Here is a 14450-nt window from a genome sequence, read left to right as displayed (position 1 = left end):
CGGGCGGGGCTCGACACCTGCGGAGCAGCTGTGGATCAACTGTGGAACGCGGTGGAGCGCCGGGGCCGGTCGTCTGAATCGTGCCAGACGGCCGGGGCGGTGCCCAGTCCCCCGAGTCAGCCCACCTTCACCAGGTACGGCACGGCCAGCCGGATGAGGCCGGGCAGGAACTGCGTCGCCTGCTCCTCACCTATCGCCGAGACGGCCACCTTGACGATCAGGTCGCCGCGCGTGATGAAACCCTCGCACTCCCACGCCTCCTCGTCGTACTCGGGAAGGCTTTGGCAGAACGCGTACGAGTCGTCGATGCCCTCCCACTCCGGGATCGCGACGTCCGCCTTGACCTCGCGGAGCGGAGCGCCGTTCTCGCCGACGTAGGTCTGGCACGAGCGGGCCTTGGCGCGCACGGTGTCGAGGACGTGCTTCGTGGTAACCCCGACCAGTCCGAACACGTGCTGTTCGAAGGGGATGTCCACGTCCCACAGCCGCCTGCGCGAAGTGGAGACACCGACGTCGACACGCGCACCCAGGCACACCTCGCTGAGCCTGCCGTCGGTGGTGGCGAGCGCGGCGTCCAACTGCGGCTGATCGACCACCTTCTCGGCCGGGAAGGTGAAGGCCTCCACCGGCATCAGGGCCGATTTCACCTTCGCGTCCATCGCCTTGACCAGGTCCGGGGTCGACACGGTGGACGTCGTCGTCGGTGGTGGCGCGGTCGTCGGCGCGGGCGGTTTCGGTGTGCAGGCCGCGACTGCGATGACGCACGCGGCGATGACGAGACGCATGAACTCTCCCCCACGGAGCGCAAAGCTGAACAATGCTCAGATTAGCCGCACGGGCAAGTGTTTCACGCCGTTCTGGAAGTTCGACCGCAACCGGACGACCTCCCCGTCGAGCTCCAGCACCCCCGGCAGGTCCAGCACGGCGTCGAACACCGCGCGCATCTGCGTCCGCGCCAGCTGCGCCCCGAGGCAGAAGTGCGGCCCGTGCCCGAAGCTCAGGTGGTCGGCCTCCCGCCGCCCGACGTCGAACCGGTCGGGGTCGGAGAACACCCGCTCGTCCCGGTTGGCCGACGAGAACCAGACGACGACCTTGTCCCCCGCCGCGATCCGCACCCCGGACAGCTCCACGTCCTGCACCGCCGTGCGCCGGAAGTGCATGACGGGCGTCCACCACCGCAACATCTCCTCGACGGCGGCCGGCAGCAACGACCGGTCCGCGCGCAGCCGTGCGTACTGGTCCGGGTGCTGCAGCAGAGCGATCAGACCGCCGGGGATCCCGTTGCGCAGGGTTTCGTTGCCCGCCACCGAGAACAGCCAGAACAGGTTCTCGAACTCCTCCAGCGAGATGTCCTCGCGCATGAGGTTGCTCATGACGTCGTCCGACGGGTGCTCGCGCTTGTGGGCCCCGAGAGCGTGCGCATACGCGTACAGGTCGGGCATGCCGCCTCGCGAACGCGGATCGCGGCCGTCGTCGGGGCGGAGCTCCAGGGCTCGCAGGGCCATGTCGGTCATGCCGTCCGTGGAGCTGGACGACCGGGCGTACTCCGCGTCCTGGAAGCCGATCACGCGGTTGCTCCAGTCGTAGAGCAGCGCGCGGTCCTGGCGCGGGACGCCGAAGACGTCGGCCAGGGTCAGCAGCGGCAGGTCGGCGACGTCGGCCGCGAAGTCGCCGGACGGGTTCGCGACGATCTCCCGTGCGTGCGCACGGATGCCGGACTCCAGCCGGGCGACGGCGCGCGGGGTGAAGGCCTGGGTCAGCATGCGGCGCAGGCGGGTGTGCGCGGGCGGGTCCTGGTTGAGCATCATGCGCCGGACGTAGGCGAGGTCGGCGGGCGCGGGGTCGCGGATCTGGGTGGCGCCGCGGTGCGACGAGAACACGCCGGGCGAACGCAACACCGTCCGGACGTCGTCGTACCGGAAGATCGCCCAGAAGTCGTCCACGCGCACGACGTTCTTTTCGCGCAGCCGGGTGAGTGCGTCGTGCGGGACACCCGAGGTATACGTGTCCGGGTCGGCGATCAGCTCGGCATCGGTCCGCATAGAACGGGATTCTGACGTGCTTCATGTCGAACGTGGTGGGAACGGGCCGTTGCTGGTGCTCCTGCACGGCCTGGGTGCCACCGGCGAGGTGTGGGAGGACGTCGTCGCGGAGTGGCCGGGGAGCTGGCTCGTGCCGGACCTGCCCGGTCACGGGCGGAGCGGGAGGATCGAGCGCTACTCGTTCGGCTCGGTCGCGGCCGCGGTCGCGGAGGTGGTCCCGCGCGAACCCGTCGCGGTCGTCGGGCACTCGCTGGGCGGGGTGGTCGCGCTGGCGCTGGCCAGCGGCTGGTTCGGGGTCGACGTGACCACGTGCGTCGGCGTCGGCATCAAGGTGCGGTGGACCGACGAGGAGCTGGAGAAGGCGGCGTCGATCGCGGCGCGGCCCGCCAAGGTCTTCGGCAGCGAGGCGGAGGCCGTCGAGCGGGCGTCCAGGATGGCCGGTGTGCCGCTGCGCCACGGTGTGTCCGAAGTGGACGGCGGATGGGCGCCTTCGCTGGACGTGAAGGCCTTCGGGGTCGGGCGGCCGGACCTGCCGGGGCTCATCATGGCGTCGAAGGCGAAGATCGTGCTGGCGGCGGGCGAGAACGACCCGATGTGCCCGCGGGAGGACCTGGCGGAGCTGGTGCCCGAGCCGGTGGTGTTCCCCGGCGCGGGCCACAACGTGCACGTCGAGTCGCCCTCGTCGCTGCACACCGTGCTGGCTCAGCTCGCGAGGTAGCCGCCGTCCGCGGGGACGACCGCGCCGTTGACGTAGCTCGACTGGTCGGAGGCCAGGAACAGCACGACGTCCGCGATCTCCTCGGGCTCGCCGACGCGGTTCATCGGGACGGTGTCGCTGACCTTCTCGAACACCTCCCCCGCCTGCGTGACGGCGGCCTCGGTGCGGATCGGGCCGGGCGCGACCGAGTTGGCCCGGACGCCGTGCGGGCCGAACTCCACGGCCCACGAGCGGGTCAGGGCGTCCAGCGCCGCCTTCGACGCGCTGTAGACGCTGGTGATCGGGTTGCCGACGTCGGCGCCGATCGACGAGACGTTGACGATCGAGCCCTTCTTCCTGGCGATCATCGCCGGGGCGAGGGCCGCGGTGAGGAAGTAGACGCCGCGCACGTTCACGTCGAAGACCTGCTGGTAGGTCTCGAGGGACTGCTCGGGGGTCGAGGAGAACGGGAAGATGCCGGCGTTGTTGACGAGGACGTCGACGTCGCCGACCTCCTCGGCGAGCGCGCGGACGTCCTCGATGCTCGCGACGTCCGAGACGATGAAGTGACCGGTGCCGCCGGCCTTCTCGATGAGCTCGACGGTCTCCTTGCCGAGCTCGGCGCGGCGGCCGGTCAGGTAGACGGTGGCACCCGCCTCGGCGAGCTTGACCGCGATCGCGCGGCCGATGCCCGAGGTGGCTCCGGTGACGAGTGCCTTCTGGTTCGCGAGGGTCTTGGTCGACATGTCCGCCACCGTGCCCGCGCCGGATGGTCCGGCCATAAATTCCGGGTGAATCAGCTGGTCGGAGCCAGTGTGCGCAGGCCGTAGAACAGTTGCACGAAGGCCGGGATGCGGTAGTGGCCGAGCTCCAGCGGTTCGAGCAGGTGCACGTCGGCGAGCGACTCCAGCAGGAGTTCGAGCGTCCCGATCTCCGCGCCGGTCATCTCGGCGGCCTCGCACACGTTGATCACCTCGTCGCCGCGCCGGGCGAAGCAGTCGAGCAGGTGCCGTTCCGCCTCGGTGAGCTGGGCGTCGGCCTTGATCATCGGCGCCAGCACGGCCCGGCAGTCGGACGGGACCGCGTCGCCCAGCACGGTCTCGCGTTCCATCTGGGTCAGCAGCATCGTGGCCGTCCAGCTGGGGCGGGCGCTGAGCTTGCCGCCGAGCACGCGGATCGGGTTCGGCAGGTGCGAGACGCGGGCGAGGACCCGTGCCACGACCTCCTGCTCGCCGGCGATCTTGGCCGCGCCGGCGACCTCGCCGAAGAACTCGCCGGCCTCGGCGGGAGCGAGGCCCGCGATCTTCAGCCAGGTCACGCCGGGCAGCTCGTTCCAGCGGCGCACGCTCGTGACGACCAGGGCCGAGCCGGGCACGTGCAGGTTCTTGAGGGAGCTGACGTCCTGGAGGTCGTCCACGACGACGAGGAACCGCTTGCCGCGCGCCTTCTCCCGCCACAGCGCGGCTTTGTCGCCGGCGGGGTTCTCGACGCCGACCGCGCGCAGCAGCTCGTGCGCGACGTCGTGGCCCTGCACGAAGATCTGCCCGTCCGGGAACCGGTGCCGGACGAGGTGCCCGATCCGGACGGCCAGCGCGGTCTTGCCGCTGCCGTGCATGCCGGTGATGCCGACCGTGCCCGGCAGGACCTCAAGGGCCCGCGCGATCTCGTGCGCGCGACCGGTGAAGTCGGCGACGTCCGGCGGCAGCTGCTCGGGCCTGCGCGGCAGGTGGAGCTCACCCCGGAGGATCCGGGCGTGCGCCTCGCGCAGGTCGGGTCCGGGTTCCAGGCCGAGCTCCTCCGTGAGCAGAGCGCGCGCCTGGTGGAAGTGGTCCAGGGCCTCGGCCTGCCTGCCCTCGCGGAACAGGGCGTGCATCAACAGCGCCCGCGGCCGTTCGCGCAGCGGGTAGGACGCGACGTGCTTCTGCAGTTCGAGGATGTCCAGCTCCCGTTCGAGCCACTCCTCGCGCGACTGGAGCCGGCGCTCGGCGAGCCGCACCCGTTGCGCCTCGAAGTAGATCCCTTGGAGCCCCTCCAACGGCTCGCCGCGGCAGTCGTCCACCAGCTCAGCCCGCACGGTGTAGCCGCCGTCCCTGGACCTCAGGTCCAGCTCGGGCAGGGCCTTGCGGATCTTGTACATGTACGTCCGCAACGCCATCACCGCGCTCGGCGTGGGTGCGTCCCAGACCATGCCGACCAGCTGGTCGTTGCTCAACCGGATGCCGTTGTTCAGCAGCAACGCGGCGAGCACCGCCCGTTGCTGGCGCGGACCCAGGTCGATCTCGTCGTCGTCTCGCCAGGCTCGTACCGGACCCATCAGTGAGAAGCGCAGGCTCATGCGACAAAGCAACGCGCGTGGGGATTCCCGGCTTCCCGTCTCACGGACCGGGCAACGGCCGCGGCTCGATCACGTGCTTCATCACGATCGTCGACGTCAGCCCCCGCACCCCCGGCAGCTTCGCCAGCGTCTCCTCGTACAACCGTTGGTACGACGTGAGATCCGCGGTGACCACGCGCAGCAGGTAGTCGGGGCTGCCGAACAGGCGCTGCGCCTCCACCACGTTCGGCACGTCCGCCAGGGCGCGGTCGAAGTCGTGCATGGTGTCGAGCCGCAGCTTGGCGAAGACCAGCGCCTCGAAGCCGAAGCCGAGCGCCGCCGCGTCCACCACGGCGCGGTAGCCGCGGATGACGCCGTCGCGTTCCAGCTCGCGCAGGCGGCGCTGGCAGCGGGAGATGCTCAGCCGCACGCGGCCGGCCAGGTCGGTGACGGTGATGCGGCCGTCGCGCTGGAGCTCGGCAAGGATTTTGCAGTCCACGGCGTCCATGCGCGAAGAACGCAAACACCTTGCGCGGAGGTTCCCCTAGCTTTTTGCGCATGGGGAACCCGTTGCGCGAGCTGACCTTGGCCGACCTGCGCCACCGCACGAGCATGAAGTGGCGCCGCTACCCCGAGGACGTGCTGCCGGTGTGGGTGGCGGAGATGGACGTGCCGCTCGCCGAGCCGGTGGCGCGGGCGATCACCGACGCCGTGGCGATCGGCGACACCGGATATCCCAGCGGGACCGGGTACGCCGAGGCGTTGGCGGGGTTCGCGCGGCGCAGGTGGGGCTGGGAACCCGCCGTGGAGCGCACGGCGATCGTGCCGGACGTGATGCTGGGCGTCGTCGAGATGCTCCGGCTGGTCTCGCACCGGGACGCGCCCGTCGTCGTCAACTGCCCGGTCTACCCGCCCTTCTACCAGTTCGTCGAGTCGATGGGGCGGAAGGTCGTGGAGGCTCCGCTCGACTCGGCGGCGCGGATCGACCTCGGCGCGCTGGAGCGGGCGTTCGCGCGGGCGGGCCGGGGCTCGGCGTACCTCCTGTGCAACCCGCAGAACCCGACCGGCACCGTGCACACCCGTGCCGAGCTGGAGCAGGTCGCGTTGCTCGCCCGTGAGCACGGCGTGCGGGTCGTCGTGGACGAGATCCACGCACCGATCGCCAGCGGGTTCGTGCCGTACCTCAGCGTCGCGGGTGACGGGTTGTCGCTCATGTCGGCCTCCAAGGCGTGGAACCTCGCGGGGCTCAAGGCCGCGCTGGCCGTGGCGGGACCGCAGTCGGCCGGCGACCTCGCGCGCCTGCCGGAGGAGGTGGGCCACGGCGCCAGCCACCTCGGCGTTCTCGCGCACACCGCGGCGTTCACGGACGGTGTCGACTGGCTGGACGCACTGCTGGAGGGGCTGGACGAGAACCGCCGGCTGCTCACCGGCCTGCTGGCCGAGCACCTGCCAGAGGTCCGGTACGCGCCGGGGCAGGGCACCTACCTGGCCTGGCTGGACTGCCGCGGGCTGGGGCTCGGCGACGACCCCGCCAGGACGTTCCTCAAGCACGGGAAGGTCGCGCTCAACCCGGGGATGCCGTTCGGGACCGGTGGCGCGGGCCATGTGCGGATGAACCTCGCCACGACGCCCGAGGTGCTGGTGGAAGCGGTGCGCAGGATGGCACGGGCGCGGAACGTCCCAACTGGACTCGGCTGACCGGTTCGTCCACTCCTTCGAGTTCTGTCGCCCGGACGGCAGTCGAAGAACCGGGGATCGGTGGGTAACGTTGATCGAATGACGGACGGCACCTTCGAGGCGTTCAGGAAGGCGGAGGCGTTGCTCGCACAGCGCCGGCCTCTCGACGCCCTGCGCGAGCTGAAGCAGGTGCTGGACGAGGCGGGGGACGCGCCGTCGGTGCAGCTGCTGGCCGGCCGGGCGTACCTCGGGTCCGCTCAGCTCCACCGGGCAGAGGAGGCCTTCCGCAAGGTGCTCGACCTCGACCCGAGCGACCACTACGCGCGGTTCGCGCTGGGCAAGACGCTGCAGCGGCTGGCCAGGCTGCCGGAGGCGCTGGCCCAGCTGCGGATGGCCGTCGCGATGAACCCCTCTCCTGAGTATCAGGAAGCACTGGGCGAGGTCCGCGCCCGCATGGCCGTCGAACGGGACCGGAACTGACTGTCCACTGAGGACTCTTCAGCGGGTTGCCCCGAATGGACGCATGTTCAACGGTCCGTGAGCGACTAAGTTCTCTGTGAGGCCACCGGGGGGACGCGCACAGCGTTCTGACGGCCGCCGGATCTGGGGGGATCCAACCGTGAGCGCGGTGTGCGCTGCCCTCGATTCGGTGTGCCTTCAAAGGCCGCGACAAAGGGGTTCGTGCAGTGAAGATGAAGAGGCTTTCGGCACTGGCGGCGGTCACCGCCACCGCGGCACTGCTGGCGACGGCGGCACCGTCGCTCGCGCAGGCCGCCACCGGTCCGTCCGCGATCACGCCTGAGGTCAAGGCGCTGATGGCGACGCAGGACAAGCTCCACAAGATCGCCGAGAGAGTGGAGAGAGGCAACGGCTTCGGCGGCTTGTACGTCGACGCCGGCACCAAGACGCTCAACGTCTACTGGAAGGGCAAGGCACCGGCCAAGGTCACCTCGACCGCCGCTGCCGCCAAGGTGCAGGGCCTCACCGTGCAGGTCCACTCCGCGAAGTACTCCCAGGCCGAGCTGAAGGCAGAGGCCGCGCGCCTGGCCAGGACCGGCTCGGTCCAGAGCGTCGCCGCCAAGTACGACGGCAGCGGCCTCACCGTGAAGCAGGCGTCGTCCGGCTTCTCCGCGAAGTCCGCCGTGCAGAGCTCCGTGGCCGTCGAGGTCGAGTCCGGCGAGGTCGCGCTGGCCGCGTCCCGCTTCTTCGACTCCGCGCCCTACAAGGGTGGCGCGTACATCGAGAACTACTCGGGCGGCGCCGTCCAGGGTGCCTGCACCTCCGGCTTCGCGGTGGTCAACAACGCCACGGGCGCCGACAAGATCCTGACGGCCGCCCACTGCGGCAACCTCGGCAGCTACTACACCACCGGCAACCTCGACTTCATCGGCTCGGTCGAGACGCGCTCGGTGGCGTCGGACAGCGAGATCATCGGCGCCACGGGCCAGCCGCGCGTGTGGATCGGCGACTCGATCCAGACCGAGCTGGAGACGGGCAGGGCCAACCAGTACGGCCTGGACGTCATCGGCTCGTCCGCCACGATCGCCGGCGACTGGCTGTGCGACTCCGGTTCGTACTCCGGCACCATCTGCGAGATCCGCGCCACGCAGACGGGTCTGACGATCTGCCTCACCAACTTCGGCTGCGTGAACAACTCGGTCGAGGCCGTGCACCAGGGTGGTTACAGCGCCGGCGGCAACGGCGACAGCGGTGGCCCGATCTTCTCCGTGCAGCAGCCCGGTGACCGGCTCGTCGCCCGCGGCACCCTGACCGCCATCTCGGTCGCGGCATCCGACCTGCGCCAGTGCAGCGGCGTCCCGGCGGAGAACGGCCGCCGGTGCTCGCAGCGGATCATCTTCCCGGACATCGTGGCGCAGCTGGCCGACCACAACGTCCGGATCAAGACGATCGGCTGACCCACCAACCGAACCGGCGACCCCCGCTCCATTGTGGACCTGGGGTCGCCGGTCTGTTTTCCACACACGAAAACTGGGGAACGATGAAGAAACGACTGACCGCAGTCGCCGCGATCGCAGCCGCGGTGCTGACGCCGGCCACGCCGGCTCTCGCCCAGCACACCGGACCGATCTCCCCCGAGGTCGTCGCACTGATGGCGACCCAGGACCAGCTCCACGAGATCGCCGGCCGCATCGCCAGGACGGACGGGTTCAGCGGCCTGCACGTCGACGCCGGCAGCAAGACGCTCGACGTGTACTGGAAGGGCGCGGCACCGGCCCAGGTGGACGCGGCCGCGGCCGTCGCCAAGACGCAGGGCCTGACCGTGCGGGTCCACTCCGCCCAGTACTCCGAGGCCGAGCTCAAGGCCGAGGCCGCGCGGCTGGCCAGGACCGGTTCGGTCCAGAGCGTCGCCGCCAAGTACGACGGCAGCGGCCTCGCCGTCACGCGCAACGCCGGGCTGTCGGCCCGGTCCGCGGTGAGCAGTTCGGTCGCCGTCGACGTGGCGTCCGGCGGGTTCGAGCTCGCGGCGTCCCGCCTCGCGGACGCCCCCGGCTTCAAGGGCGGCGCGTACATCGAGAACTACGTGACCGGGGTGCCGCAGGGCGCCTGCAGCTCCGGCTTCGCGATGGTCGGCTCGAGCGGCGGCGCCAAGCTCATGACGGCCGCGCACTGCGGCGAGCTCGGCAGCGGTTACACCAACGGCTTCGGCGGCCCGATCGGCAACGTCGAGTCCCGTTCGGTGGCGTCGGACAGCGAGATCATCCGCGTCAGCGGCCTGGAGCCGCGGGTCTGGATCGGCGACTCGATCCAGACCGAGCTGGACACCGGCACCGCCAACCAGTACGGGCTCGACGTCGTCGCCGCCTCGACCACGCTGCCCGGCGACTGGCTGTGCGACTCCGGCGCGTACTCCGGCACCATCTGCGAGATCCAGGCCACCGCCACCGGCATGACCCTCTGCTTCGCCGACTTCGGCTGCGTGCAGAACCTGGTCGACGCGACCCACCGCGGCGGTTTCAGCGCGGGCGGCAACGGCGACAGCGGCGGCCCGGTCTTCTCCGTGCGGCCCGGCGACAAGCTCGTCGCCCGCGGCACGCTGACCGCGATCTCGCTCAACCAGGCCGACATCCGCCAGTGCAGCGGGGTGCCGGAGAGCAGCACCCGCCAGTGCTCGCAGCGGATCGTGTTCCCGGACATCACGGTCCAGATCGCGGCCCACGACGTCCGGCTCATGACGGCCTCCTGACCGTCAGCTCCCGAACAGGGTCTCGCCCCAGTAGCCACCGGGCCGCACGCCCGGTGGCACCGCGAAGTGACCGGACCCCGTGTGCTCCACGTACTCCATCATGTCGTCCTTTGTGGACAAAGCTTGTTGCATCGGCACGAACTGCGTGCGCGTGTCGCGGTTGAAGGCGATGAAGAACAGGCCTGCGTCGAGGTGCCCGAGCCCGTCGGAGCCGTCGGTGAAGTTGTAGCCGCGGCGCAGGATCCTGGCCCCGTTCAACGACTCCGGCGACGCGAGCCGGATGTGCGCGATCTCGCCGATCAACGGCACCCCGCCCGCGCCCCGCACGTGCAGGTCCGGCTCGTCGAACTCCTTCGCCTGACCCAGCGGCGCGCCCTCGCCCTTGGTGCGGCCGACGATCTGCTCCTGCTCGGTCAGCGACGTGCGGTCCCAGATCTCGATGTGCATGCGGATCCGGCGCGTCACCAGGTACGTGCCGCCGACGAGCCAGTCGGGGCCGTCCTCCTTCGCCACCCACACGTGGTTGCGCAGGTGGTCGGTGTCCTCGGCCTTGATGTTGCGCGTGCCGTCCTTGAACCCGAACATGTTGCGCGGCGTGGCCTGCTCGCGCGTGGTCGACGAGGTGCGGCCGAACCCCAGCTGCGACCAGCGGACCGCGACCTTGCCGAACCCGATGCGGACCAGGTTGCGCACGGCGTGCACGGCGACCTGCGGGTCGTTCGCGCAGGCCTGGATGCAGATGTCACCGTTGCTGCGCGCCGGGTCCAGGTCGTCCTTCGGGAACCTCGGCAGGTCGATCAACCGCTCCGGCCGCTTCGACGCGAGCCCGAACCGGTCGTCGAACAACGACGGCCCGAACCCGATCGTGATGGTCAGCGCGGACGCGGGCAGGTCGAGCGCCTCCCCGGTGTCCTTCGGCGGCGCCTCGGCGTTGCCGCCGACCGCGCCGTTCTCCGCGGCCTCCTGACCGGCGGTCATCCGTTCCGCGGCCAGGGTCCACTCTTTGAGCAGTTCCACCAGCTCGACGCGGTCCTTGGTCTTCACGTCCAGCGCCACGAAGTGCATGTGGTCCTGCGCCGGCGTGGTGATACCCGCCTGCACGTCACCGCGGAACGGCACCTTCGCCGCGGCCACGTTCTCAACAGCCGGCGCCGCACCGGACGCCAGCACCCCGGCAGCGGCGCCCGCGCCCGCGAGCGCCACACCGGCGCCCGCGAACCCGAGCAGCCTGCGCCGCGACACCTCGGTCACTTGGCGGACACCACTTCCGCGACCTTGCTGACCGGCTCGCCGAGCGCGTCGACGGCCTCGGCGAGCGTCTTGACGTCGTCCTGCGACAGCGCGGTGTAGGACTTGAAGCCGTCGCCCTCGCGGTACTTCTCCAGCGCCTCGTCGAGCGCCTTGAACTTCGCGTCCAAAGTGGACACGAGCGCCTTGTCCTTCTGCTCCACGGCCGGGCGCAGCGCGGCGATCGCGGCCTGCGAGCCGTCCACGTTCGCGCGGAAGTCCCAGAGGTCCGTGTGCGAGTAGCGGTCCTCCTCACCGGTGATCTTGCCGGTGGCGACCTCGTCGAGCAGCTCCTTGGCGCCGTTGGCGAGCTGCACGGGCGTCAGCTCGACCGTCTTGGCCTTGGACACGATCTCCCTGACGTCGACGAGCAGCTCGTCCGCGATCTTCTCGGAGTCGGCCTGCAGCCCGGACTCCCACAGGTCCTTCTCCAGCCGGTGGTAGCCGGTGAACGCCATGCCGTCCTCGATGACGTCCTCGCGGCCGTCGATCTTGGGGTCGAGGTCGCCGAAGCTCTCCGCGACGGGCTCGATGCGCTCCCAGTACGTGCGCGACACGGGGAAGAGCGCCTTGGCGTCGTCGACCTTCTTGGCCTTGACGGCGTTGACGAACTCCTCGGTCTTCACGAGCAGCTGGTCGGCCTGCGAGGTGACGTAGCGCTGGTAGCTCTTGGTCGCCTCGGCCAGCAGCGCGTTGCCGTCGGTGGACTTCTTGCTGTCGCCCGTGACGGTGAAGTCGCCGCGGATGCCGTCGCCCTTCATGCCGGGCTTGCAGGCGGTCTGGAACTTGCCGGACTCGGTGACCTCGACGATCAGCTTGCGGCTGAGCCCCGGCCCGATGTTCTCGACCTCGCCGAGGATCCGGTCGCCCTCGGCGTAGAGGTAGAACTCGGTGACCTTGGAGCCCTTGTTGGTCACCTCGAACGTGACGTTGCCGGTCGCCGCCTCGGTCTTGGCGACCTTGCAGGCGTCGTCACTCGCCTCGACGGCGATGTTGCCGCTCGCACTGCTGCTCGTGCCGCCGTTGCCACACGCCGCCAGCACCGCGAGCGAGCCCAGGATGACCACTGCTTTGCGCACGGTTGCCACTCCATCGATCAGTTGGACACGGCAGCGCGGCGGCGCGGCCGGATGAGGAACAGGGACAGGACGACCCCCACGTAGGCGACCCACGCGACGGCCTGCAGCACGGACGTGCGCTGCGAGTAGTTGAAGAAGCCCTTGAGCAGCGCCCCGTACCAGGAGTCCTCCGGCAGGGTGTCGCTGATGTCGAACGCCAGCGTGTTCAGCCCCGGCAGGATCGCGGCCTCCTGCAGGTCGTGGATCCCGTAGCTGAGCACGCCCGCCGCCACGAACACGAGCAGCACACCCGTGACGGTGAAGAACTTTCCAAGATCGAATCGAATCGCGCCCTGGTACAGAAGTGCGGCGATCACCACAGCAACCGCGATGCCCCCCAGAAAACCGAGGAGCGGCTCGGTCGTCCCGCCCCCGGCGGCCTGCACGCTGGAATAGAAGAAGACAGCCGTCTCCAACCCTTCCCGACCAACCGACAAAAGGGACACAACGACAATGGCGAGCGGTCCGATTTGGAGTGCTTCGTCCAATTTCCCGCGCAGCTCGGCCGCGATCGTCTTGGCCGCCTTCCGCATCCAGAAGATCATTCCCGTGACGAACGCGACCGCGATGATCGACATCGTCCCGCCGAACGCTTCCTGCTGCTCAAACGTCATGCCGGCAGCACTGAAGGTGATGACCGCCCCGGCCGCCACCGACAACGCCACCGCCGCCCCGACACCGAGCCACACCCATTTGAGGGCGTACCTCCGGTCGGTCTTCACGAGGAATGCGATCAGGATGCTCACGACGAGGGCGGCCTCCAGCCCCTCGCGCAGCCCGATCAGGCCATTGGCAAACAGCATCCCGACGCCTCCGTGAAATTAGGTCGGCCTTATTTAAGGTAAGGCTCACCTGATTGTCCAGCCGCCAACGGTGCCGTTTGCATCACTCTTGAGCCGCTCGCGACTTGGTCCGAGCACGTAGCCTGGGTCTCGTGGTCCAGTCGCCCTCGCCCCCGAAAGCCGCCCCCCGCCCCCGCAACGGCAACATCTTCGGCCGCATCGTCCTGGTGCTGCTCCTGATCGTCGTGGTGGCCGCGGGCGCCTGGGGCCTGGGCGCCCTGAACAGAAAAGACGCAGCTCCGCTGGGCCCACCCCCGTTCCTGGTCCCCATCCAGGACGTCTCCCCCGGCGAAGCGGCACCGGGCAACGCAGCGGCCCCCGGCACCCCGCAGGACGCCAACCCCCTGACCGACTGGGCAACCCGAGTGGCGTCGAAGACCGACATCCCCCGCCGAGCCCTGCACGCCTACGCCTCAGCAGACCTGGCGATGCAACGAGAGTTCCCGGCCTGCCGCATCTCCTGGGCCACCCTGGCCGGCATCGGCAGGATCGAGTCGCACCACGGCAACATCAACGGCGCCAAACTCCAGGACAACGGCCTCCCGAGCCGCCCGATCATCGGCATCCCCCTGGACGGCGCCCCAGGCGTGAAGGCCATCCACGACACGGACGGCGGCCGCCTGGACGGCGACACGACGTGGGACCGAGCCGTGGGCCCGATGCAGTTCATCCCGGGCACCTGGAACCGCTGGGCGAAACGAGCAGCGGGCGACGGCCAGCCGGCAGACCCGCAGAACATCGACGACGCGGCCCTGACAGCGGCGAACTACCTGTGCGGAGGCGGCGCCCGCGACCTGGGCACGGGCCAGGGCTGGTGGGCAGCGGTGCTGACGTACAACAACTCGGTGGAGTACGGCCAGAACGTGTTCAGCGGTGCGGACGCGTACGCGAGGGCGAGCACGCCGCAGTAGCGCGGATGCCGGTGGCGCGGGATGCCGAGGTAGCGGGCATGCCGGGCGTAGCGGGCGCGCTGACGCAGGGGTCCCCCGTGGTTTCGGCTCCCCCGCGACCCAACCTACAGACGGGGTCTGACACTCCCGCGAAGCCGAACAGATGGCCACGGCAGGCACACGATGGCGAAGCCATCCACCCGCAAGACCGAATGCGACCCGCCCGCAAGGCCGAAGGCGAGCCGCCCCTCAGCCCCGAGGCCGAAGGCGAGCCGAAGCGACGGCGAAGCCGAGCCGCCTTTTCCATACCTGGCTGGTGGGGTGGTCCCGTCACGAGCAGTGCCGGCGTTTAGCCGCGCGCGAGGAGGGGTGTCAACC

General features: G+C 70.0%; 14 protein-coding genes. 6 read left to right on the top strand and 8 right to left on the bottom strand.

Annotated features, from left to right (window positions below):
* Positions 1 to 116: 116 nt before the first annotated feature.
* Positions 117 to 785: a hypothetical protein gene (locus tag ACFWV3_RS32885; RefSeq protein ID WP_382417040.1), complete on the bottom strand. Its 669-nt coding sequence runs from the start codon at positions 783 to 785 to the stop codon at positions 117 to 119.
* Positions 786 to 821: 36 nt separating this feature from the next.
* Positions 822 to 2042: a cytochrome P450 gene (locus tag ACFWV3_RS32880; RefSeq protein WP_382417038.1), complete on the bottom strand. Its 1221-nt coding sequence runs from the start codon at positions 2040 to 2042 to the stop codon at positions 822 to 824.
* 16 nt (positions 2043 to 2058) lie between these two features.
* On the opposite strand from ACFWV3_RS32880, the gene ACFWV3_RS32875 reads away from it, so the two are divergent.
* Positions 2059 to 2760, top strand: coding sequence for an alpha/beta fold hydrolase (locus ACFWV3_RS32875; RefSeq protein ID WP_382417037.1), 702 nt, complete (start codon positions 2059 to 2061; stop codon positions 2758 to 2760).
* Here ACFWV3_RS32875 and ACFWV3_RS32870 read toward each other — a convergent pair.
* The 3 genes from ACFWV3_RS32870 to ACFWV3_RS32860 are packed head-to-tail and all read right to left on the bottom strand — an operon-like array spanning position 2745 to position 5561.
* Entirely contained in the window at positions 2745 to 3485 is a 741-nt protein-coding gene (locus ACFWV3_RS32870; protein ID WP_382417035.1) for an SDR family NAD(P)-dependent oxidoreductase, read from the bottom strand. The two genes, ACFWV3_RS32875 and ACFWV3_RS32870, sit on opposite strands and share 16 nt — an antisense overlap.
* A 50-nt stretch (positions 3486 to 3535) precedes the next feature.
* Complete coding sequence (locus ACFWV3_RS32865) at positions 3536 to 5074, bottom strand: BTAD domain-containing putative transcriptional regulator (protein ID WP_382417033.1); 1539 nt, start codon at positions 5072 to 5074, stop codon at positions 3536 to 3538.
* A gap of 40 nt (positions 5075 to 5114) precedes the next feature.
* Positions 5115 to 5561: an Lrp/AsnC family transcriptional regulator gene (locus ACFWV3_RS32860; RefSeq protein WP_382417031.1), complete on the bottom strand. Its 447-nt coding sequence runs from the start codon at positions 5559 to 5561 to the stop codon at positions 5115 to 5117.
* 50 nt (positions 5562 to 5611) lie between these two features.
* Here ACFWV3_RS32860 and ACFWV3_RS32855 point away from each other — a divergent pair, with 50 nt between their 5' ends.
* From ACFWV3_RS32855 to ACFWV3_RS32840, 4 genes are all read left to right on the top strand, one after another.
* The gene (locus ACFWV3_RS32855; RefSeq protein ID WP_382417029.1) at positions 5612 to 6751 is read left to right on the top strand and encodes a MalY/PatB family protein; all 1140 of its coding nucleotides are present in this window, start codon (positions 5612 to 5614) and stop codon (positions 6749 to 6751) included.
* Positions 6752 to 6829: 78 nt separating this feature from the next.
* Complete coding sequence (locus ACFWV3_RS32850) at positions 6830 to 7210, top strand: tetratricopeptide repeat protein (RefSeq protein WP_382417028.1); 381 nt, start codon at positions 6830 to 6832, stop codon at positions 7208 to 7210.
* A gap of 212 nt (positions 7211 to 7422) precedes the next feature.
* On the top strand, positions 7423 to 8646 hold the full coding sequence (locus ACFWV3_RS32845; RefSeq protein ID WP_382417027.1) for a hypothetical protein: 1224 nt from the start codon (positions 7423 to 7425) through the stop codon (positions 8644 to 8646).
* Positions 8647 to 8729: 83 nt separating this feature from the next.
* Positions 8730 to 9935, top strand: coding sequence for a hypothetical protein (locus ACFWV3_RS32840; RefSeq protein WP_382417025.1), 1206 nt, complete (start codon positions 8730 to 8732; stop codon positions 9933 to 9935).
* A 3-nt stretch (positions 9936 to 9938) separates the two neighbouring features.
* Here the strand turns inward: ACFWV3_RS32840 and efeB are convergent, their stop codons facing one another.
* The 3 genes from efeB to efeU are packed head-to-tail and all read right to left on the bottom strand — an operon-like array spanning position 9939 to position 13143.
* Positions 9939 to 11186 carry an iron uptake transporter deferrochelatase/peroxidase subunit gene (gene efeB / locus ACFWV3_RS32835; protein ID WP_382417024.1) on the bottom strand — a complete coding sequence of 416 codons (1248 nt, stop codon included), beginning with the start codon at positions 11184 to 11186 and terminating at the stop codon, positions 9939 to 9941.
* Complete coding sequence (efeO, locus tag ACFWV3_RS32830; RefSeq protein WP_382417023.1) at positions 11183 to 12310, bottom strand: iron uptake system protein EfeO; 1128 nt, start codon at positions 12308 to 12310, stop codon at positions 11183 to 11185. The genes efeB and efeO overlap by 4 nt, the downstream gene beginning before the upstream one ends.
* A gap of 8 nt (positions 12311 to 12318) precedes the next feature.
* Positions 12319 to 13143 carry an iron uptake transporter permease EfeU gene (efeU, locus tag ACFWV3_RS32825; RefSeq protein WP_382417021.1) on the bottom strand — a complete coding sequence of 275 codons (825 nt, stop codon included), beginning with the start codon at positions 13141 to 13143 and terminating at the stop codon, positions 12319 to 12321.
* A gap of 131 nt (positions 13144 to 13274) precedes the next feature.
* Here efeU and ACFWV3_RS32820 point away from each other — a divergent pair, with 131 nt between their 5' ends.
* The gene (locus ACFWV3_RS32820; protein WP_382417019.1) at positions 13275 to 14093 is read left to right on the top strand and encodes a lytic murein transglycosylase; all 819 of its coding nucleotides are present in this window, start codon (positions 13275 to 13277) and stop codon (positions 14091 to 14093) included.
* The last annotated feature ends 357 nt before the right edge of the window (positions 14094 to 14450 follow it).

Origin of the sequence: Lentzea sp. NPDC059081 (assembly GCF_042738015.1) — a bacterium.
Lineage (GTDB): Bacteria > Actinomycetota > Actinomycetes > Mycobacteriales > Pseudonocardiaceae > Lentzea.
Note: the sequence above shows the minus strand (reverse complement) of the source record. Positions and strands in the feature narration are given on the sequence as shown.